At 42.3% G+C, this 22,848-nt stretch carries 16 protein-coding genes; 5 read left to right on the top strand and 11 right to left on the bottom strand.

Features of this window, described 5'->3' with window-relative positions; genetic code table 11:
* Positions 1 to 93: 93 nt before the first annotated feature.
* Together BMW86_RS18055 and BMW86_RS18050 are read right to left on the bottom strand one after the other, a co-directional pair.
* On the bottom strand, positions 94 to 1,221 hold the full coding sequence (locus tag BMW86_RS18055) for a FecR family protein (protein ID WP_089783112.1): 1,128 nt from the start codon (positions 1,219 to 1,221) through the stop codon (positions 94 to 96).
* Between the two features lie 44 nt (positions 1,222 to 1,265).
* Positions 1,266 to 1,838, bottom strand: a complete 573-nt coding sequence (locus BMW86_RS18050; protein ID WP_089783111.1) for an RNA polymerase sigma factor — start codon at positions 1,836 to 1,838, stop codon at positions 1,266 to 1,268.
* 259 nt (positions 1,839 to 2,097) lie between these two features.
* Between BMW86_RS18050 and BMW86_RS18045 the strand changes: the two genes are divergently transcribed.
* A complete protein-coding gene (locus BMW86_RS18045; RefSeq protein ID WP_089783110.1) occupies positions 2,098 to 2,973 on the top strand; it encodes a CPBP family intramembrane glutamic endopeptidase in 876 nt (291 codons plus the stop codon).
* A 26-nt stretch (positions 2,974 to 2,999) separates the two neighbouring features.
* Positions 3,000 to 3,416, top strand: coding sequence for a hypothetical protein (locus BMW86_RS18040; protein ID WP_089783109.1), 417 nt, complete (start codon positions 3,000 to 3,002; stop codon positions 3,414 to 3,416).
* Between the two features lie 34 nt (positions 3,417 to 3,450).
* Here BMW86_RS18040 and BMW86_RS18035 read toward each other — a convergent pair whose 3' ends face one another.
* Both BMW86_RS18035 and BMW86_RS18030 read right to left on the bottom strand, forming a co-directional pair.
* Positions 3,451 to 4,911, bottom strand: a complete 1,461-nt coding sequence (locus BMW86_RS18035; RefSeq protein WP_089783108.1) for a RagB/SusD family nutrient uptake outer membrane protein — start codon at positions 4,909 to 4,911, stop codon at positions 3,451 to 3,453.
* A gap of 17 nt (positions 4,912 to 4,928) precedes the next feature.
* Positions 4,929 to 8,168 carry a SusC/RagA family TonB-linked outer membrane protein gene (locus tag BMW86_RS18030; RefSeq protein WP_089783107.1) on the bottom strand — a complete coding sequence of 1,080 codons (3,240 nt, stop codon included), beginning with the start codon at positions 8,166 to 8,168 and terminating at the stop codon, positions 4,929 to 4,931.
* 297 nt (positions 8,169 to 8,465) lie between these two features.
* On the opposite strand from BMW86_RS18030, the gene BMW86_RS18020 reads away from it, so the two are divergent.
* Positions 8,466 to 9,797, top strand: a complete 1,332-nt coding sequence (locus BMW86_RS18020) for a hypothetical protein (RefSeq protein ID WP_143056610.1) — start codon at positions 8,466 to 8,468, stop codon at positions 9,795 to 9,797.
* A 42-nt stretch (positions 9,798 to 9,839) separates the two neighbouring features.
* Here the strand turns inward: BMW86_RS18020 and BMW86_RS18015 are convergent, their stop codons facing one another.
* Positions 9,840 to 11,240: an alpha-L-fucosidase gene (locus tag BMW86_RS18015; protein ID WP_089783104.1), complete on the bottom strand. Its 1,401-nt coding sequence runs from the start codon at positions 11,238 to 11,240 to the stop codon at positions 9,840 to 9,842.
* Between the two features lie 231 nt (positions 11,241 to 11,471).
* Between BMW86_RS18015 and BMW86_RS18010 the strand changes: the two genes are divergently transcribed.
* Positions 11,472 to 12,326 (top strand): OmpA/MotB family protein, encoded by an 855-nt coding sequence (locus BMW86_RS18010; protein WP_089783103.1) that lies wholly within the window; start codon positions 11,472 to 11,474, stop codon positions 12,324 to 12,326.
* Between the two features lie 236 nt (positions 12,327 to 12,562).
* On the opposite strand, the gene BMW86_RS18005 is transcribed toward BMW86_RS18010, so the two are convergent.
* Positions 12,563 to 15,184, bottom strand: coding sequence for a TonB-dependent receptor (locus tag BMW86_RS18005; RefSeq protein WP_089783102.1), 2,622 nt, complete (start codon positions 15,182 to 15,184; stop codon positions 12,563 to 12,565).
* 393 nt (positions 15,185 to 15,577) lie between these two features.
* On the opposite strand from BMW86_RS18005, the gene BMW86_RS18000 reads away from it, so the two are divergent.
* Positions 15,578 to 17,677, top strand: a complete 2,100-nt coding sequence (locus BMW86_RS18000) for an ATP-binding protein (RefSeq protein WP_089783101.1) — start codon at positions 15,578 to 15,580, stop codon at positions 17,675 to 17,677.
* Between the two features lie 3 nt (positions 17,678 to 17,680).
* Here the strand turns inward: BMW86_RS18000 and BMW86_RS17995 are convergent, their stop codons facing one another.
* From BMW86_RS17995 to BMW86_RS17975, 5 genes are all read right to left on the bottom strand, one after another.
* Positions 17,681 to 18,268, bottom strand: a complete 588-nt coding sequence (locus BMW86_RS17995) for a sigma-70 family RNA polymerase sigma factor (RefSeq protein WP_089783100.1) — start codon at positions 18,266 to 18,268, stop codon at positions 17,681 to 17,683.
* Positions 18,269 to 18,370: 102 nt separating this feature from the next.
* Complete coding sequence (locus tag BMW86_RS17990) at positions 18,371 to 18,934, bottom strand: hypothetical protein (protein ID WP_143056609.1); 564 nt, start codon at positions 18,932 to 18,934, stop codon at positions 18,371 to 18,373.
* Positions 18,935 to 18,998: 64 nt separating this feature from the next.
* Positions 18,999 to 20,030 (bottom strand): PorP/SprF family type IX secretion system membrane protein, encoded by a 1,032-nt coding sequence (locus tag BMW86_RS17985; protein WP_089783721.1) that lies wholly within the window; start codon positions 20,028 to 20,030, stop codon positions 18,999 to 19,001.
* A 10-nt stretch (positions 20,031 to 20,040) separates the two neighbouring features.
* Complete coding sequence (locus tag BMW86_RS17980) at positions 20,041 to 21,813, bottom strand: OmpA family protein (protein WP_089783098.1); 1,773 nt, start codon at positions 21,811 to 21,813, stop codon at positions 20,041 to 20,043.
* Positions 21,814 to 21,838: 25 nt separating this feature from the next.
* Positions 21,839 to 22,846 (bottom strand): PorP/SprF family type IX secretion system membrane protein, encoded by a 1,008-nt coding sequence (locus BMW86_RS17975; protein ID WP_089783097.1) that lies wholly within the window; start codon positions 22,844 to 22,846, stop codon positions 21,839 to 21,841.
* Positions 22,847 to 22,848: the final 2 nt, after the last annotated feature.

The raw sequence follows: 22,848 nt of genomic DNA, 5'->3' as shown, positions 1-22,848 counted from the left end.
TTAATAAATTGTCTTCATTGTGGTGTTGATAGGTATAAGTAAGGGGACTTAACCTGTTAAGTAGATTTTGTTCATGTATTGTCAGATTTTGGTTTATTCTTTTACTGTGATCTTTCTACCATCTACGGTAAAATGTACCTGACTGCGCTCCAGTATCTTCAGGATTACTGACAGATTAGCTTTCTTATCTAACTGTCCTACAAACATGAAATCAGGTACCTGATCTTTATACACTACTTCAATATCATACCAGCGTGACAGCTGGCGCATTACACTTTGCAGATCGGCTTTATTAAACTGGAAATAGCCATTTTTCCATGCGAGTGCGCTTTCTATATCGGGGTCTGGTACTAACTGCAGATTACCATTGGTTGATAATTCCGCCTGTTGTCCAGGCTGGAGTTTTTGGGAATGTCCGTCTCCGGATACGTTTACGGCACCTTCCAGTAAGGTTGTCTGAATGCTCTTTTCATCCGGATAGCTCATTACATTAAAGTGGGTGCCCAGCACCTCTACTTTCATCCTGTTTACGCTGACGATAAACGGTTTAGTTTTGTCCTTTGCTACTTCGAAATAGGCTTCGCCGGTGAGTTCCACCTGGCGGTCGTTTCCTGAGAATGCGGTAGGGAAGCGCAGGGAAGAAGCTGCGTTCATCCATACTTTGGTCCCATCCGGTAATACGATCTGAAATTGTCCCCCCCTTGGTGTAGTAATTTTATTATATGATACCTGCTGCGGGATAATACCTTTTGCCTGGTAGGCAAGTTGCCCGTTGTTTAATTTCAATATCGTGGTTGCCCCCTGTTTCCCCAGTGCTCCGTTTCCGGCGCTGTCCAGGCTGATCTGCTTACCATCGGCCAGGGTAAGGATGGCGTGATTACCACCTGGTGCCACATCGTTTTTAAAAGCTACCGTGACATGAATATCTACAGATTTACGGAAGATCAGTTTAGCGCCACCGCCCATTAAAAGTATAATGATAACAGCTGCTGCCGGCCACCAGATACGTCTTTGTCTGTGTTCGGTGATAGCAGCAAAGATTTCATCTGCCTTTTTATCCGACAGGGCGGTATCAGGGGTGAAATCATCCCAGAGTCCTTTCAATGACGCGTCCAGGTCAGCATCATTTGCTGACTTTGCAAGTAATTCCTGCAACTCCGTAATTTCTTCGGGTGTTGCGGTTCCGTTAAAATGCTTTTCGAGAAGCGTTTTTAGTGACATTCTACTATTATGACAAACTGCTAAGAGAAAAGGAGTAGTCGGATTTAAAAAAACTTTACGATAATGCCTACGATCATAACAATGTCCGCTTTATCCTTTAAGGCGGCTTTTAAAGTCTGTGTAGCCAGACTGAGGTGTTTTTTGACTGTCCCTATTGAAATCGATTGTTGACGGGCGATATCCTCATTGGAAAGCCCTTCGAAACGACTGAGTGTAAAAATCTTCTTTTGCTGTGGAGGGAGTTTGCCTAACTCCCTGGCTAATAATGATTGTAAGTTCTTGAAATCCACATCCTTTTCGGTGCATTCATCGGATTGGGGCTGTGCTGAAGTAATCTGAAATAGTAACGCTTTACGATAGACAATCTGTTTGGAGAGGTTAAAAGCATGATTTCTGGCGATAGTGAACAGGTAGGCATCAAAGTTTCTGATACCTGCCAGTTGCTCCCTCCCTATCCATATTTTCAAAAAGACTTCCTGTACGATATCTTCTGCTACTGTACGTTCATTGGATAAGCGTAGCATATACGCATAAAGCTTATCGCGGTGTGTATCAAACAGCACCCGGAAAGCCCTTTCATCACCTGCAATCACTTTATCCAATAATGTATTGTCCATGTTCTTTCATAAACGGGAGGGAAAATTTTGTTGTACCGGCTATCTGAGTCAAATATCGGGAAAAAAAAGAGGAAAATTCAGTACTGCCTAATCTGGTCTGTTATTGCTCTCCTCCAGACAGTTTTATTTATTTACAGGAATTTCCTACCGGTGATAATCTGTTGTTTTAGTGTTTCTTGTATATTAATAGCTTTGTATTCGGTCTGCATGCGATAAATATAGTAATTTTCATATCTTGTTTTTACTAAATTTCATTGCCATGAATCAACCCGTTAACCAGACCCGTAAAGCTATCTTGCTGTTCCTGTTTTTTACCTTCGCTATCAGTTCTATATTTTATGCAGCGATCATTCATACCGGTAAAATAGGTGGCGGAAGAGGATTATTTGTGACAGGACTAATGTGGTGTCCTGCTCTTTCCACATTTATCACTTCTCTCCTCTTAAAAAGAAAAATATCAGATCTGGCCTGGAAATGGGGAAATCCCAGATACCAGTTATGGAGTTACCTCACTCCCCTCCTGTATACGGCTCTTGCATACCTTATCATGTGGCTGACAGGCTGGGGTGGATTTTATGATAAAGAGTTTGTTAAAAAAATTGCCGAATCATTTGGGGCAGAACAGTTACCTGGCCCTGTGGTCATCCTGCTCTATTTCGTCCTTTATGGCCTTTTTGCGATTACAAAAAGTATGGCTAATGCTACAGGTGAAGAAATAGGATGGAGGGGATTTCTGGTGCCTGAATTATATAAGATCACCGGTTATACCCAAACATCACTGATTACAGGTTTTATCTGGGCCCTGTGGCATGTCCCCATCCTTCTTTTTGCGGATTATAACAGCGGCACTCCTGCATGGTATGGACTGAGTTGTTTTGCAGTGATGGTGGTGAGTTCAAGTTTTATATTTACCTGGTTCCGTCTGAAATCAGGGAGCCTGTGGACAGGTGTATTATTACATGCCAGTCATAACCTCTTCATCCAGGGCTTCTTTACACCATTAACTGTTGATACCGGTAAGACAAAGTATTTCTATGACGAGTTTGGTGTGGTACTACCAGTGATAACTTCCATATTAGCTATTTATTTCTGGAGCCGGCGCGGAGAATTAAACAAAACTGGTACGATTTTGTGAGTCTTATCTGCATAAACTGCACAAAAATGACAGACTCCCAGAAAGACTTAGCCATCATTGCCGGTGTAAGCGCCATTGCTGGTGCAAGGGCAGCACTTACACCAGCTCTGCTATTCCCCAATAACAAGGTATTTACGTTGATGGCTGCCGGGGAACTGTATGTTGATAAATTACCCGGTATTGGTGACCGTATCTCAAAAGAAGGGCTAATAGGCCGCAGTATTTCCGGTGCCATTACAGGAGCAGTAGTAAGCCACCGCAGACACAGAAGTCCCTGGTTAGGTGCCTTAATAGGCGCAGCAGCAGCTGTTACCGGCGCCTATATCACCTACTATGCAAGAAAACAGTTCGGTAAAAGAACAGGCAGCCCAGATCCCGTAGCCGGATTAGTAGAAGATGTAGCTATGATTTGCATAGGCAGCCTGTTGCTGGAAAAGAAATAACAAAGCCGGAGATTCCCCGGCTCTGTTGCTTTGTCTAATAATAACCCGGATTCTGTATATACAACCCCGCCTTCGCTGAGATCTCTACAGCAGGGACAGGATAGATGACGTAATCAGGAACTACTGTGCTGATGGTAGTAATACCATCACCGGCTATCCAGTTGTTCATAATAGTTATTGCATTACCGGAACGAACCAGGTCGTTCCAACGCAAGCCCTCTCCTAAAAATTCCTTTCTGCGTTCTTCGAACAGGCTTTCCAGTGTAACATCTGCTACCGGAGTTAAACCGGCCCTGTTACGCACCTGGTTCACGATATCTACTGCATCACTATGTGTACCAACACCATGTAAAATACATTCTGCTTTCATCAACAATACATCTGTATACCGTAACACGATATAATTGATTGGCCAGTCGGTACCGCTTGTGCCTCTTTTAGAATAGTCGATATATTTCTTTACGAAAGGAGCTGAATAACTCAACTGGATATTAAATGCTTTACGGATGTCTGTTGCATCATAAGAGGCAAGCAGGTTCTTTGAGATGTTAAAGTTACTCGCGCCATAACCATTCCCATAAGCATTGGAAATTCCCTGACCCGTCCAGTAAGCTACCGGCACTAAGAAACTGGGAAAGCCAGCTCCGTTAGAACTACTCATGAACTGAACATCAAAAATTACTTCCTTATTATTCTCATTGGTATAAGAAAAGATGGAAGCATAATCAGATAAGAATTGATAATTACCACTGTTGATGATCTCATTAAATAATGCCAGCGCTTTATCATATTCATTACTGTTGAGCCCCGGTCCTTTTACACCGTATGTAGCGCCGGAACGCGTGAGATATACCAGCCCAAGGATACCTTTTGCAGCATAAGAAGTAGCACGACCAACATCCGCACCAGTGTAAGTAGCAGGCAGATTAGCCGCCGCATATTCCAGGTCTGCGATAATAAAGGTGTAGACATCTTCTACAGAACTCCTGGGTACAGTTGCCACTTCTGTTGCCGTTAATGCTTTATCTATAATAGGTAATTGCCCATATAAGCGTAACGACTGGAAGTAATAAAAAGCACGCAGATAACGTGCTTCGGCAGTGATCCTTGTACGCAGGGAATCTGTCAGAACACTGCCTTTGCTGGCTAATGCATCCAGTACAGAGTTTGCATTGAAGATACCGTTGAAGTTATTACTCCAGGAACTTACAATGAAACCGGTAGTGGTGATGTTGGGAGAAAAATCGTTGATATTCTGCCAGTCGCGGTTACCATCAGATACCGCAGCAATGTCATCACTGCGCATTTCACTCAGCCATAAAGACTGACTGGGGTAATCTCTCAGTTTGCTATACACGCCATTAATAGCTTGCAGAAAATCGTTGCTATTGGTATAAAAGTTATCTGTAGTTGTATTTGATACAGGATTCTGATCCAGCTGTTTGGTACAACTGCTGAATACAGCTGCCGCAAAAAGTAGTAATATATATTTCATCGAATGATACTTTAAAATTAGAAGGTAAAGTTTACGCCCAAAGCCACAGTTTTACTCAAAGGCATGGCACCATAATCACCGGGCAAAGCATAACTGCTGTTACCGCTGTTATTGGTATTCTGTGCTTCAGGATTCACACCACCTTTGTATTTATCTCCGCTAAACCAGTTCTGTAATGAAATAGACGCTCTTGCAGCACCGATCGTTTTTGTTTTGATCAGTCCTTTCAGATTGTATCCTAATGTGATGTTCTGTATTCTCCAGAAGTCGGTAGAATATACCCAATCGGAAGTAACATAAGGAACCGTATAAGTAGAAGCAAATTTACCACGTGGAGCATTGTAGTTCTGATTCGCAGGAGTCCATCTGTCGCGCCATACACCTAATACATTCGCAGTAGTACTACCGGAGAAATCTATCGCCCTTCCAAAGTAAGACAGGATAGAACCGCCATGCTGTCCATACACCTGCACACCGAGATCAAAATCTTTGTACCTGAAATTGTTAGTGAACCCCCAGGTATATTTAGGTGTTGGCTGACCATATACCACACGGTCATCCGCATTGATCACACCATCTTTTTTAGCATCATAATATTTAGCATCCCCTACTGTTTCCTTGGCCAGTTTTGCTACGGTAGGATCTGCCATATCAGCTGCGGTTAAGATCCCCTGTGTCTTTGTTACATAATAACTGAACATCGGTAATCCTTTCTGTAAAATATATGGAGGATTGCTGCCACTGTAAGCTGAAGGAATGTAAATAGGTGCATCACTTTCTCCAAGAGATAATACCTTGTTACTGTTAAAAGCAATATTAAAGTTGGTATTCCACTGGAAGTCTTTAGTACGGATAGTCACTGTATTAATCCCCAGTTCAAGTCCCTTGTTCTCTACAGAACCGATGTTCTGTAAGCTGGTACTAAAACCACTGGCGGACAGTATGGGAAGATTCAGTAACAGGTCTGTGTTCTTTTTCCTGTACACATCGAAAGTTACATTCACCCTGTTGTGTAATACACTTGCATCAAAACCTGCATTGTAAGTATTAGAAGTTTCCCAGCGCAAAGCAGGATTAGCCAAACCGGCTACTACCTGTCCGTTGGCAACGGTAGCTGTATTACCACCAAAGCTATAGTTAGAACTGGATAATAAAGGGATAGAGTTATAATCACCGATATTATTATTACCGGATTTACCCCAGCTCAATCTCAGTTTAAGGTCATCAATAAAGTGTACCTGTTTTAAGAATGGCTCCTGGGAAATACGCCATCCTACAGATGCGGAAGGGAAAGTACCCCAGCGGTTATCTTCTCCGAATTTAGAAGAAGCATCCCTTCTTATACTGGCAGATACCAGGTATTTATTTTTAAAGTCGTACTGCACACGGCCGTAGTAAGAGAACAAAGTGTTATTGCTTTCAGTCGTATTACCGGTAACCGTCACACCAGCTGAATTAGGAATCGCATTGTTCAGTGTATTGATGATATTGTTGGCAAAACCACCTGCTGTATTGATGGTAAATGTTTCATAATGCACCGCATTATAAGATACCCCTGCTACGGCAGAAATGTTATGATTAGCAGCAATCGTTTTGCTATAGTTTAATGTGTTCTCATTCACAAAATTCTGTTTCTTGAAACCACTGTATGAGCCGGAAGCATTTTTACCGGGATTGGTAATCCTTTCCGTAGCAGCACCTACAGCTACATAATCCGGTACATACCTTTTGGCAGTCTGATTAGCTTCGTCATAATTAACAGTAGATTTCAGAAAGAGACCAGGGATTACCTGGTATTCTGCATAAACAGAGTTTAATATGCGGGTACCTTTTATTCTACTGATGGAATTGTTCAGATAAGCTACAGGGCTGATCAGTCTTGCACTACTCCATGTATAAGTCGGGTAGTTCCCGGCGCCTGTTAATACACCTGCACTGGATTCCACTACCGGAGACATTGTCACTGCCTTCATGATCTGGTTATCCTTTCCTTCTGCATCGGGTGCATTATTCACTGTATAACTGGGAGCTATATTAATACCGAATTTCAGTTTCTTACTGGCAATCGCTTCTATATTAGCACGGGCTCCGTAGTTTTTATACTGAGAGTTGAGTACTGTACCTGTCTGATCCAGATAATTACCGGAGAAAAAGTAATGTACAGTTTCTGATCCGCCACTGGCAGAAATCTCATAATTCTGGAAAGGAGCCGTTCTGAAAATTTCATCCTGCCAGTCCAGATACTGCAAACCGGGATGGCCTGGTAATGACCACCTTTCATCTGCCATATAAGAAGTATTGTATACACCGCTCGCCAGTCCAAGAATAGCCCTGCGCTGATCATTTGTCTGATCTGCAGTTCTTCCGCTACCGGAGTTTACCCAGTTGGTATTGGCCATTTCTGTCGCCATTTTCGTCCATTCATCAGCACTCAGGATATCTAATTTCTTTGCCACTTTACTGATACCAGTGGTTGCATTCAGACTTACTTTTACGTTACCTGCCTTTCCTCTTTTTGTTGTAATGATCACAACGCCATTGGCTGCACGGGAACCGTAAATAGCACCAGCCGCAGCATCTTTCAATACCTGTACACTTTCAATATCATTCGGACTGATACTGTTCAATGGGTTGTTGTTAAATCCACCACTTCCATTTGCGGTAGCTACGTCCAGCGGGAAACCATCTATTACATATAAAGGCTCTGTTCCTGCGGTAATGGATCCGGAACCACGCACCAGTATACTGAGGCCCTGTCCGGGCATCCCTGTTTGTTGTCTTACCTGCACACCGGGCATTTGTCCTATCAGCGCCTGCTCTACCCTGCCCAGCGGTTTCTCTATCAGATGTGTTGCATCAAGCGTAGTCACCGCACCCAGGATATCTCCTTTCTTTTGTGTTCCATAACCAACTACCACCACTTCATTTAAAGCACTTTGAGATGATCCCAGCTGTACCTGTAAGTTTTTACTACCGGCAGGCAACTCCTGCTTATCGTATCCTACATAGGAAAATACCAGCACAGCATCTTTATCGGGGACGGCTATCTGAAAGCTGCCATCTGCTGCGGTAGAAGTACCTTTTGATGTTCCTTTGATCTGTACACTCACACCGGGTAAAGCCTGCCCTTTATCATCGGTTACTTTTCCTTTTTTAATGTTTACATCCTGCGCATACAAACAGGCAGATACAAGCAAACAAATGATGAATAAGTACGGCGCACGAAGATCCCTTACACGCCTTCCATGTTTCTGCATTCTAAGTTGGTTTAATAAATAAACAAGGAATCCCCCTGGGCAATACAGATGTATTTCCCATACTAAAGTTGGTGGCAGAAGTACTGATGGATTATTTTATAATTATGGTTTTCTATTTACAATATGCTGGTCACATGCTGATTTCATTACAGAGTTGCAAATATACAAAGTCTACTCAATTAGTAGACAATAAATTTAAGGATGTTTTAACTATTTTGGAAAAACAAAATAGTCTGGGCACTTTGAACATATTTGTATATTGGCTGGCGAGATCCCTTAACCCAGTAATTTTTCCCAATGTCGCATGACCATGCATTAGTCAGATCCAATCAAACTGCAAGCCGTTCAGTTGCTGATAATCCATCTTCCAAAGGGATTTCGATGCCTGCTGTTGTCCCCTTGCAAAAAATGGGGGAAACGGAACCCTTTGCCGGGCAGGAAAGATATGTGCCGGAGACACCCTGGCATGTAGCGCAGTTACCTGTCAATAATCCGGTACAACGTAAGGTTATACCTCAGGGTACTGAACTGGACGAAGATATTCTGGCAGCTTTAGGTGAAATTGATAAATTGGTACAAATCGCTTATCTCTATCTTTGTAATAACCCGACTATTCCTCAATATGTGAGTCTTAATGGATACACATCCTATTGGCTGCAGCTATTAAAGTCAGAACAGATCGGGTACAATGCGTCAGAAGAAGCTGAGTTCAGTAAGTCGCTTTTGTCTGCAGCAGCAGGCTACGTAATTGAATCTATTGTAACAAACGATATAGGGGGAACTGTAAATGGTTATGCAGTAACAGCACAGGTTACCAAAGGAAATACCAGACCTGATCTGATTCTCTCTAAAGAGGGAAAAGAAGTTGCCTGGGTAGATATAACATCTTCTGGTGATGAAGGTCATGTAAAGAGAAAAGCAGGCAATTGGAAAAATAAGCCAAGTGCAGAAGTCACCTATATAAGTTTTACAGATGAGATGCTGAAAAAGTTCCTTGAGTCGGATCTTACAAAAATCGGACTTTCAGAAGAGGTACAATCCGGAGAATTAATACCTCCTCATCGCTCCTATGCAAACACGCATACTGATATAGAAGTGAGGAAACGTTTAAATGACGAAAAATCAAAACGAGTAAAAGCATTCCTGACAGGTCTTGAAGATGAAATGCCTCCTAAGCGACCGGAGAGTTTGAGGATGAAATATGTAAGGGAGGCGTGGAAAAAGGAATATAATTATGAGGATATTTCTCCAAAAGAAATATTATCTGTTTCCGCAACAGTTAGCTGGCACGGCAAGGATTACTTTAACTCAAAAGTAAAAAGCGCAAGCAGTCAGTTAGGCTGGAATATAATAAATGAAGCCATTGAAGATGAAGAAATTGAAATTGACAGAAGTAGTATAAAGCAAGAAAAGTTTACCGAGTCTTTTAAAGTATTTGGATCAAATTTAAAAGAATCTACTACACCGCAGGGTAAAGGAAAAGTCAAAAGACTGAAGGAAAAAACCAGGCAATCTACAGGTGGAATACCATATGATAATAAGGAAGTTTCCATTGATGATACCGCAGAAGCTTTTGCCGATTTGAACGTAAATGATGATGAAGAATATGAAGAAGAAGAAGAAATATAGCGGCCGTCTTTAAAAGTATCTGACGGCCGCCGTTAAAGTTATCTATCTTCTTTCATCATACACTCCCACTTCTGCTATAGCAGGAGCTGCGCTTGTTTCATCTATGAGGATACGCACGCGCCCACCCCATACTCTGTCGAAACGATGTATTTTTACACGACCTTCACTCTTGCTTGCAGGCAAAGGTTTCCACACACCATTTTCATTATACTCTAAGCGATACTTCTTAATATTATTGCCATCTTCTACGATGGTCACCATATTAAAGCTCTTATCCTTATCGAAATCTATTTCATACCATGGTTGTTTTACCGTTGGGTTAGACTGCCAGCTGCTTTTGAAATCATCATCATTCGCAAAATCCATGATGTTCATATCATCACTCCAACTGGAATTGCTGGGTTGATGTTTTGCAATGTTGGAAGAGATGATAGGAGATTCTGCCGGAGCCAGTGTTGGCAAAGGCCCTTCCGGTTTCCACATTTTACCTACCTCTTTCAATGCAGCTACCGCGTTATCATCAATCAAACCTTCACGGTTAGGTGCTACGTTCAGGATGAAGTTACACCATACCTTGTTTAACTCCAGCAGGTTGTTATTCACCAGTTTCACCGGGTCTTTTACAGGTGTAGTCGGGAAATTTGTTTTCCAGAACCAGGCAGTATTAATTGGCAGGCAGGATAATGCAGGCAACTTGTTGCTTTCTTTTGAAATGTGCTGACCAGCACCCTGTTCGTAAGACTTGATATCTGTGTAGAATAATGCTTCTGTCGGATATTTAGCCGCATTCAGGTCCATCACCAGGCAGTTAGGCTGCAGGGTTTTGATCAGGCGGTAAATCTCTTCAAAAGGAACATCATCATAAGAGATCCTGGACCATGGAGCATCCCATCCGTCTATGATCAGCGCTGTGATTTCTCCGTAGTTAGTCAGCAGTTCTGTCAGCTGAGCCTTTACCATTTCGATGTGCTTGTGTGTGATCTGGTTTGGACGCAGTTTGTGATGTGTGTCCAGGATAGAATAATACAACATCACTTTCAGACCTTTCGCTCTGAATGCAGTGGTGTATTCTTTTACCACATCTCTTTTAAGAGGACTGTTCATCACATTGTAGTCGGTAGTTTTTGTATCCCAGATACAAAAGCCGCTGTGATGTTTGGTGGTGAGACAACCATAAGACATATTAGCTGCCTTGGCAGTTGCCGCCCATTGATTACAATCCAGTTTGGTAGGATTGAATAAAGAGGCCGGTGCTTCCGGATCAGGCCAGTCCTGATTTGCAAAAGTTGGGATGTTAAAGTGAATAAACATACCAAAACGCAAATCAACGAATTGCTGCTGTAAGGTAGCCAGCGGAGTAGCCGCCTGCTTCACCTGCGCGTTCATTAATGCAGGTGTTAGCAAAAGCGTAGCTAACAGAACGTGTAATGAAATTTTCTTCATGTGTTATGAGACCTAAGTACGTGGTGAAAAAAAGTAATGTATGGTACTAAAATAAATGAAACATTGCTGGGATACCAGTGTTGCGAATACACTACAAATAAATGCGAAATTCTTATTAGTCAACGACTTTAACAATATTACAGCACAATCCGCTGCATAATGGCTTGGTTTTGGATTAAAGTGAACTGTATAATCGTCAAATAAGCGAATTAATATAAAAATGCAATACATATGAAACTTAGAGACATCTTATTAGCGTTATCCCTTCCGGTTATCTTATTTTCCTGTGTTCCTACAAGGAAATTTAAGGCTTCGGAAGCTAAATACTCTGCTTTATCCAGCCAATATGCTGATTTGCAGAGTAAATTACAAGACTGCCAGCGTACTATGCGCGACTCTACAGAGGCGTACAACCGCAGAAGTACTGTAAGTGACGAACGCGTAGAAGGACTGAAACAGAATAACAGCATATTGCTGAACCAGCTGAAAGATCTTTCTGTTATCACCGGTTCACAGGCGGAAAGCATCAAGAAATCACTGGATAATATAGGTGCGAAAGATGCTTACATTCAGGACCTGCAGTCTGCTATTGCCAGAAAAGACTCTCTGAATATGGCGCTGGTGATGAACCTGAAAGGTGCTATTGGCAACCTGGATGACAAGGATATCAATATCAAGGTTGAAAAAGGCGTAGTATATATTGATATCTCTGATAAACTGCTGTTTGAAAGCGGTAGCTATGATGTGACTGCCCGTGCAAAAGAAGTACTGGGTAAAGTAGCTAAAGTGCTGAACAACCAGCCTGATATTGAGTTCCTGGTAGAAGGCCATACAGACTCCAACCCATATAAGAAAGGTGTGTTACTGGACAACTGGGACCTGAGTGTGAAGAGAGCAACTGCTGTTACACGTATTTTACAGAATGATTATGCTATCGCTCCTGCACGTATCACAGCAGCAGGACGTAGTGAATATATTCCCGTATCAAGTAATGATACTCCGGAAGGACGCGCAGCTAACCGCCGCACACGTATCGTGATTTTACCTCAGCTTGACCAGTTCTTTAAGTTACTGGAAAAGAAATAACTATATTCCCTCTTAATGAAAAGGCCCCCTTATTGGGGGTCTTTTTTGTTTTAAGGGGGATCTCCCTATGTTCGAAAACCAGGATGAACCTGGCAGGTCACTATCTTAAGATACTTTGATCGGCTTCTGATCGGCTTCTGATAAGCTTTATCCTACGTTTATCTTACGTTCAAAGACGTAGGATAAACGTAGGATAAAGCTTATCAGAAGCCGATCAGAAACTTATCCGAAGCTCTTTACTTACTACCTTTAAACTTTTTAAGGTCCAGCTGTAGAGTGAACATAAAATAACGGCTTAGCAGATTATCCCGGCTTTCCGTAACAGTGTTACCACTGATAGCCTGGGATAAACGGGCATTTTCATCCAGCAGGTTAAATACCTGTGCCCTGGCGGTAAGTCTTTTCTTAAAAAACATCTTTTCGAAGAACACATTGGCCATCAGTGGATTACTACTCAAAGACCCACTATATCCGCTATTCAGCTGCTTACTGGCATCAAATCCAAATGCAAAGGTCTTCAGGAAATATACCTTTCCCACCAGATTGAATGTCCATGTAGTGATGTTGGTAGTATTATTATCCCCGGGGATATAAACGTTTTTGTTATACAGATAAGTCACCCCTCCCATTAATTCTATCCAGGGCAAAAGTATGTTACTCCTGGCAGACTGTGACATGGCCAGATTCCGGGCAAAATTCTTTACATCCTGCACATACAACACATTGTTATTATAAGAGGCTGTACCATCCAGGTAAAAATTATACTTCCCGTCCTGTATACGTTTCGACCAGCCATATACAAAACGATAGTTATAATCCCCGTCTGTATTCAGGTAATGTGTTTCCTGTTTTACTGTATTGAAGCTGTCTTTTACAGTTACTGTATTGGTAACGACTTTATCCTTTGTGTAATTAGCAGCCAGATGCAGGAACAGGGTATGTGTATTAGCCGTGTTTAAACTACGGTAGTTAAGGAATAAAGAATGAGTAAACCCCGGTTTTAACAAGGGATTCCCTATTATCGGAAACTCTGTATTGGTGAGATCAGGGGCAGGTTGTAACTGCTGATAACCAGGAAAGATAACAACCCCATTATAAAAAAGAGAGATAAACTGAGATCTCGGCAGCTTATACTGGATACGCAATACAGGTGCCAGCGGGGTACTATGCAGCTTTGTAGGAGCTTCCCCGTTCGTGCCGTGGCCAGATAAACCGGAAGGCATCAGACGAACTCCCAGGGTATAGTCGAACTTCTTCAGATTCTTCCGGAAGTTAAGTTCCAGCTGCTGCTGGGACATGTTATATTTAAACTCATTACTGAGCGCATCTATACGCTGTTGTTTTCCTTCCATATCCAGCCAGTCTGTTACCTGTGTATTATCAGACCTTGTATAATTGATCAGGTAACGTAACTCCATACTGGAAGTAGAATCAATAGGTTCAATCCAGGATACCTGCGCAGAGGTGATAAAATCATTATTCTGCTTGTTCAGTAACTGATGCAGAAGGGAATCCTTTGCCAGGGTACTATCTGCATTATAATACAGGATATTATTCATACCATCCTGGTCATTATCGTTATCCGTATAACTCATATACAGGCTGAGAGATAATACCCGTCCTTTTCTGTTGAAGCGGTGACTCCCAAACACTCCCGCCCCTATTACCGGTATCCTGTTGTTGATTATATTTTTTGTGAGCTGATCTTTTTTCTGATAACCTGTCTGCAAGGCAGAAACAACATTCACATTTTCTGCCGTATTCAGGCTCATATTCATATTAAAATTCAGCATATCACCATTAGCAGGTTTATACTCTGCTCCACCATAAAAAGCATAATTATTATTTCTGCTGTAACTACCGGTATTGTTAGCGATATACAGTGTTCCCTCATTGGTAACGGTTGTCACATTACTTAATGATTGTATATTACTGACCGTATGCCCCCCCATCAGGCTGGCATTGAGGGATAGGGCTTTAGTCGGCTGATCCCGGTAGTTAATAGTTGCATTGCTGTTGGTAGCAGTTCCCGCCAGGGCGCTTGTATTATTGGTATTGCCGGAAACAGACAGCTGGTGATCGCCATTAAAATAGTTGGCTAATAAGGCTGCATTATATCTGCCATCATTACCTGCCCCTACAATAGTCTGCATCTGAATGCCTTTATTCAATTCGGATTTAGTCTGGATATTGAGTACCTGTTGTGGCTCCCCGGACTTTCGCCCTGTCACTCTCGCCATATCCCCATAATCATCAACCAATTGTATTTTTTCTATCATATCCACTGGTAATATGCGGGTCAGCGTTTTAATATCATCTACCAGGTAATCTTTCCCGTTAATCCTTAGTTTGGTAATCTTTTTGCCCATCATCGTCACATTACCATCTTTATCTACATCCACGCCTGGCAGTCGTTTTAACAGGTCTTCCGCCACTGCATTCTCCCTTAAACGGAATTGACTTGCCCGGAATTCTATCGTATCTTCTTTTATAACAACCGGGGCCTGCTTCCCTCTGATAATCACTTCCTGTAAAGTACTGGTTTTCATTACCAGTATAATAACCGGCACATTTATCTGGCTTCCTGCATTGCGAAAGTCATATGATTTTGACCAGGTTTCATATCCCAGCACACTTACACGTAATGAAAAAACGGGCTGCTGTACCCCGGAAAATGTAAACCTTCCGGTTTCATTACTGGTAGTATGCAACGAATCTTTACCTGCTGTCAGCCATACATTGGCAGCAATAATCTCCTGGCCTGTGGTATCTTTTATTAAGCCGGTAACAGTAAAAGTTTGTGCCGACAAATGATGAAGGCTCAGGAAAAAGCAAACAAGCAGGCATATCCTCTTCATAAAGAATAAAAATGGAATTCATACAATCAGCGAAACGAGGATACCCGGGCTAATTACGGGTTAAAGGGTAACAACAATTTCAATTTCGGGTCTCCTGTAATGGGCATATGTATCCTCCGGCAATAGGCTCCTCTTATATTTATTATAATGAAATTAGTTTTTTTTAGGGAGAATCAGATCAAAAAGATACTACTGCATAGGGGCCGCAGCAGCAGGTTTATTAAAGATTTAACGGCTCAACCATAAACTTAATATGCGCTAATTTCGTATATTAATATAATTATGCATTTTATAAGGTAAAAAAGTGAGAAAAACGCTTAACTTACATTACATGCATTGTCACGTGTTAGCATTATACATAGAATGCATGAGCAACTTAACGCTTTTTAATTGATGGTTATTCTTATAAAAAAGAATAAATTTTACAGGCGACTTTTAGAGTGTGTATTTTTTTTATATATAATTGTAGCCATAACTGCCTGCCGGCAAGTAGGAGGAACTATTGATCATCCTGATTATTTTGATCCCCTTCTTAAACATGCAGACAGCTTATCGCTTCATGCTGAAAAAGGAAGCCCTATAAAATTTATTGATTCAATCTATAATAGTTATCCCGATGCGGGTATTGGTGATCTGTACAAGAAATACGACTTTAAAAGGAGCTATTTCTACGATAAGGATTATGCAATAGCCATGGTATATGTAGATAGTATATTGTTAATCCTGAAAAAACACTCCAAGGAAAAAGCATATAAAAAACTCTATGAAAATGCTATCCTTCAAAAGGGTGATATTCTGCAGGCAGAGAAAAGATACCCGGAAGCATTCCAGTATTATTACCAGGCTAAACAGATCGGTGAAAAAAGCGGGGATTCCCTTTTTGTAAGTGACTATCTCGGACAACTGGGCATGGTGTGTTATAAAGAGAAAAAGTACATGGATGCTGTGGTTTATTTCAAAAAATGCGTCCACATTCTCCGCAATGCAGATAACAGGGATTTTGTTGTTTTCGCTTCTGTTCAGGGCAATACGGATAATATTGCACTGAGTTATGACCGCGCCAATATGTACGACAGCGCTTTTCGTTACTATAGCCTGGCATTAGCCTATATCAGGAACAACGAAAGTAATTTCAGCGATGATTCCACCCACAGACGTTATATAGGTACCGCTAAAGGGGTCATCTATGGTAACCTCGCCTATGCGCATTACAGGCAGGAAGATTACGCTACAGCAGAAGCATTACTGAAAGAAAGTATCAGTATCAATATACAGCCTGGTTATGAAAACACAGATGCCCAGTTCATGCAACTGAGACTGGCTAATCTTTACATAAAAATGAACCGTCTGGATGAATGTAAAGAAACATTAGATCAGGTAAATACTTTCATCAATTCACATCTGCAACCCGACAGAGATCTGCGATTACGGTTACTGAAGATAGAGGAACGGTATTACGATAAATTAAATATGCCGGACAGTGCCTATAAATACCTGAAAGAATATACCACTATAAAAGATTCTCTTGATACAAAGAACCAGGCTGCACATGAAGTAGATGTGAATAATGAACTGGAGAACGTAGCAAGGCAACATGAGATCATCGCATTAAAAAGTGATGATCACCTGAAATCCATTCTGCTGGTCATCTTCTCTTTATTCTTAACATCTGTTATCGCCATCGCATTCCTTATCTGGAAAAACTGGAACCGTTCAAAACAGAATCTGCAACTGATGGCTGTACAAAATGAACGCCTCACCGTTGCTCTCCGCGCAGTAGAAGACAGAGACCAGGAAAATGCAGCACTCCTGAAAGTGATTGTACATGATCTCAAAAACCCTGTAGGCAATATCAGCGCTATAGCCGGATTATTACTGGAAGATGAGCATGCGGCGCCACTGGATAAGAGTATGTACCGGATGATACAGACGGCTTCCGGACAGGCATTTGAAATTATCAACCAGTTACTGGAAAGTAAAAACAAAGGAGAGCTGAAAGATCTGAAAACAGAATTAACAGATATACCCGTGTTACTGACGGAGTGTATAGATCTCCTTCAGTTTAAGGCATTAAAAAAGAAGCAGCGTATTAAAGTAGGAAAATTCCCACCGGGAATAGCCGTGCTTGACCGGGATAAAATATGGCAGCTGTTTACAAACCTCATAGACAATGCCATCAAATTCAGCCCGGATAAATCCGTGATCAGTATACATACCAAAAGGAATTTCGATACCTATACCATCATGGTACAAGACAGAGGTATCGGCATCCCGGACAACCTGAAAGACAAGGTATTTGAAATGCATACAGAGGCGGGCAGAACGGGTACCGCCGGTGAGAAATCTTTTGGCCTGGGATTATCTATTTCACGTAAGATTGTAGAGATCCACAAGGGTAAATTATGGTTCGAAAGTGAACCGGGAAAAGAAACCATCTTTTATATAGAGCTGCCGTGTTTACCTGTAACAGAAGCTGTTCCTGTGAACGCGTAGTATTCATACTGCTTCCAATGCTTCTTCTCTTTCCATAATCTTCCGCATATTCATAATAGCATAACGCACTCTCCCCAATGCTGTATTGATACCAACATTTACAGTTTGTGCAATTTCTTTAAAGCTGAGATCCGCGTAATAGCGAAGGATCAATGCCTCACGCTGAGCTTCGGGTAACTGGTCCAGCAATGCCTGTACTGCTGTATGTGTTTCTTTAATAATAATACGCTGTTCCTGGCTTTCTTCTTTCTGATGAATACTGTTTGAAATATCATCTTTATATACAACAGAGAAAGCAGGCCATGCATTCATCTTCCTGAAATGACTGATACAACAGTTATGGGCAATTCTCACAGCCCAGGCAATAAACCGGCTGTTATCGAGATAATGACCTTCATTAAAGGCATTGATTATTTTTATAAACACATCCTGAAAAATATCCTCTGCCAGGTACCTGTCTTTCACCAGCAACATGATAGTAGTAAAGATCCTGGTTTTATGGCGAGAGACTAATACAGAGAACGCACTGTCGTTCCCCGATCTGTATAATTTTATTAATTCTTCATCTGTCAGTTCACAATATCTTTTCATAGCATTGTTTTTTTTAGAATCCCCGGCAAGTGGTAAAAATTGGCTGCTTTCGATAAAGCAGCCCTGTAACTTGTGGTTTTGATGGAGATGGTCATTAGTAAACTAGTTCTTCCAGCCCATGTAGGCTTTTACTTTTGCATAATCATTCCAGTCGATTGCTTTAGCAGAACGGGCTGCTTCGCCACCTGGGATGATCACATATCTTACCTGTCTTCTGGCGGCACCATTTGAGTCAGTAACAGTACTTGGGTTTGCATTACTTACCAGTTCAATAATACCTTCCAGTGAATATTCTCTGATATAGGTACCTACTTCATCACTATAAGGCAAAGAAGTAACTGCAGGACTGGCTGGCGTACCAAAGTTCATGTACACTTTTACTACACCGGTATTTAATACGTCGGTAGTCAGTTTATCAGCAGTAATGTCGAAGAAATAGACTTCAGAAGTTGAATCATAAACATAGGATGCATCCATCCAGTCGGAATAAATCACACTTGCACTTCCTGCATCTCCCTGATCGCCTTTGTCGCCTTTATCACCTTTGGCACCGGTTGCACCAGCAGCACCAGCTGGTCCTGCATCACCTTTTTTAGAACAGGAAGTGGTACCTAATACAACAGACAACATACATGCAACGAAAAAGTAACCTGAAAGTTTTTTCATAAATAAAATTTTGGATTGAGTTAAAAAATGTCCTCTCCGCTTATTACGAAAGAGGGGTTAAAGTTTAAAAGTTATTTCTTGGGCATAGGTCGCCAAAGCGATTACCGATCAGAAAACCTATTAATATTTCGTGAGTACCTTTACTTACAACATTCAAAGACGATGTAGTGTAATCATATGAATACCCTATGTTGATAGTGGAACTGATGTTCACCCCCAGCATGGCAGCAAAGCCATCCTGGATACGGTAAGATCCACCCACCCACATTCTGTCGCGATACAGGAACTTGGCATTCACATCAAAACTTACAGGTGCTGCAGTTACCATTCTCACCATCACAGAAGGCAGCACACTTACATCTTCATTTATCCATGTACGGTAGCCTGCCGAGAAGAACAGGTGCGGTACCAGCTTTCCTCTGTAAAGAGAATCACCTACTACTTTACCTTCATCAAAACTCAGCTGCTGCGGAATGATGTTCTGTGCAGATGCTCCTATGTAGAAATCTGCACTGTACAACATCAAACCTGCATTCAATTCCGGTTTCCATTTATTCAGCAGCTGACTGGATGCCACAACAGGATCTCCTGCCTGCTGGAATTCCAGTGCAGAGGCATCAACAGAAACAGACTGCACACCAAATGAAATACCTCCACTGATACTTGTACGGGGAGAAAGTGCTATATGATGCGCATAAGTACCCGTAATGGAAAACCGGTTCAGCGGTCCTGTCTTATCGTTGAGGATAGTCAGTCCTGCACCGGCATGAGAAGGGGGTGTTTCATACTGCTGCCAGTAAGCCTTACCCCTGGGATTTTCTCCCGGTGGTGTTAAGCCTGTTATGCTGGCAGAAGGATAATCACTTTTCCTCAGCGGACCATGAATGGTTAAATAAGAAGTAACAGGCGCTCCGTTCAACCCAGCCCACTGATGCCTGTGGCTGGCCTTTACATCCCAATAGTTCTCAATACCTGCTACTGCAGGATTAATGATGAAAGTATTGAGGATGTATTGCGTGTAATGCGGTTGTTGCTGCGCACGGGTCCCTTCTGCTATCATCAACAGCAGCAACAAAAGCAGGTATGTTCTTTTCATAAGCATATTTTTACTGTTTGCCAACAACCTTAAACTCCGTTCTACGGTTCCTTGCCCTTCCTTCAGGATTGTCAGATCCGTCTGCATTTGTATTAGGAGCGATAGGATGAGTAGCCGCATATCCTTTGTATTGTAAACGGGATGGATCTATTCCTTTGCTCACCAGGTAGTCTACACAACTTTTTGCACGGGCTTCAGATAATGCCTGGTTCAGTTTATCAGAACCTTTGCTATCTGTATGTGCGCTTAATTCGATTACTAAATCAGCATGTTGTTGCAGCATCCCTGCCAGCCTGTCTAATGCAGGATAAGAAGCCGGTTGCAGATAAGACTGGCTGAAGTCGTAGTACACGTTATCCAGTACAGTTGGTACTTCTGCTGGTGGAGGAACTAATGTTACTACTGGTGGTTCCGGTTTTGGAGGTGGCGGCGGTGGTGGAATTGTTTTCTTCAGAGAGAATAATTCCAGGCAGCAGCTGGCATCACGGTCTGATGACAACCATACTGTTTCCAGGATATTATTTCCTTTGCTGTTGAAATAAATATCATCTTTTACCGAGTTAACAGGATAACCGAAATTGACTGGTTCCTGCCAGCTACCAGCGCTGTCTTTGGTATAAAAGAAATCATATCCGCCCATACCGATTCTGCCATCGGTAGAGAATACCAGTTCACCGGAAGCAGCATGATAATAAGGAGCCTGTTCATTCCAGGAAGTGTTCAGCACAGCACCCAGATTTTTTACAGAGAAAGGTGTTCCATCTGTATTCAGTTCAGCAGACCACAGATCAAATCCTCCCTGTCCTCCGGGTTTATCACTGGCAAATAACAGGCGTTTGCCATCAGGCATTACAAAAGGCTGCTGCGAGCTGTAACCAGGCGTATTCACCACGGTGTCCATGATAGCAGGTTCACTCCATGTATTGCCACTCTTTCTGCTGATGTAGATAGCAGATTTCTTCTTACCATCTTTTGTTACCCAGCGTGTCAGGTACAGTATGTTACCATCCGGACTAAGAGCAATAACACCCTGTTCTGCATCTTTAGGCTGAGGCACCGCAATACGGGTAATAGTATCGGGCTGACCATTCGCATAAGCTGCACCATAAATACGGTTGGTAAATAAATGGTTCTTTGCGCCGCTGTTATCTGGTCTTGTAGAAGTAAACAATAACAGGCTGTCGCCTAACCATACAGGCGCATAGTTCGCACCCTGCGGGTTCAGGGAAGAGGGTCCTTTTTCAACAGTGTATGTGGAGAGATCCGGACGGCGGATCTCCTGTACAATGAACCGCAGGTTCTGCAATTCTCTTGTAGCAGATTCACGGTAAGCATCCTGTGTAGTGTATGTATCCAGGAAATATTCAAATGCTTTTACGGCAAGATCATATCTGGCCAGTGCCCTTAAAGCCACTGCATAATGGTAAGGGGCCAGCGGGAACTGGGTCTTGTCAAACTCCAGTGCTTCCGCATACCAGGGCACTGCCTTTCCATAATCGTTCAGCAGGCGGTAACTCTCAGCCAGTTTATAAATGGCCTGCTGTTCGCTGCTTACTATTGCCTGTGTTTTCTTTGTAGAAGGTTGCGTTGTATAGGGTTTATATACCGCATGACTAACAATGGTCCTGTTACCTGCGAGGTATTTTTCATAATACTGTGCCGCAGAATTATAGTCTGCCTTCTTGTAATAATAGTCCGCTGCTTTGAGGTAATCATAAGCAAACTGACCTTTGCCTATTACTACCAGTGAAAACAATACTATTGTAAGAAAGATATTTTTCATGATGCTCTTTTGATGGGTTGATGTTTTACAGCCTTGGGCAAACAAATTCTACTTCCGGCGTTTTAAATATTTTCTTTCCGATGTAAATGAGAGAGATCTCAAAACTGTTAGAGCCTCTGACCATTTTACTCAGCTGTGAAGTATTTATATCGTAGCTGGCGCCCAGGGTAAAGTTTCTATAGGTAAAACCAGCATGGGTAGTGATGGCATCCTTGATCCTGTAGTTAACACCCAGTAAGAAATCAGTAGTAGGTGTAACATACATTTGTCCGTATGCACCCAGCATCTTTTCTTCCGCATTTCCCTGGCGCATATACAACAGGTTAGGCGTTACACTGAAAACATCCGTCAATGCTATCTTAACACCGGCATGCCCTGTAAAACGCATAGGGAAACGGGCATCTCCGGTAGCACTGAACTGGTCGGTAGGACGTGTAAGATGTGATACCGCAAAACCACCAAAGACATTATATTTCTTTCCTGGCTCGGCATCGTAATACAATACACCAGCACCTGCATCAAATGAAGAAGCAGAAGTTTTGCTGAAGCCATCTGCGCTTGGTGTACCCGGATTATAACCGGTAACCGGGTTCCACTGATCACCAAAGGTGAGTTTGGATGCATCAAACCTGCGTTGAATCAATCCAAACTGTAACCCGAATACCAGGCGATGTGTTTCATTGGCACCGAAGCGTACACCGGTATAAGAAGCGCTACCGTAAGCAGTAGTATAGTTATATCCACCATCTCCGGCACTCTGGTTCAATGCGCTGACACCGAAGTTGAATTGCTTGTTGGTAGTGAAATCGGCAGCAACACCATAGGTTGAAAAGGGGCTGCTGATATTTCCCCATTGGGTACGGTAAATAGCCGCCAGGCGGTAATTGCCGTCAAACGCACCGGTAAGGGCCGGATTTAACCAGGAGGGGTACACGTAGTACTGGGAGAAGTGCGGGTCCGCCTGTGCTTTTGCTGTATTACCTGTAGTAAGCAACAGTGGCCAGAGCAGGATGATAATGATGGTAGTTCTCATTG

This window comes from Chitinophaga sp. YR573, from assembly GCF_900110995.1.
Classification (GTDB): Bacteria; Bacteroidota; Bacteroidia; order Chitinophagales; family Chitinophagaceae; genus Chitinophaga.
Note: the sequence above shows the minus strand (reverse complement) of the source record. Positions and strands in the feature narration are given on the sequence as shown.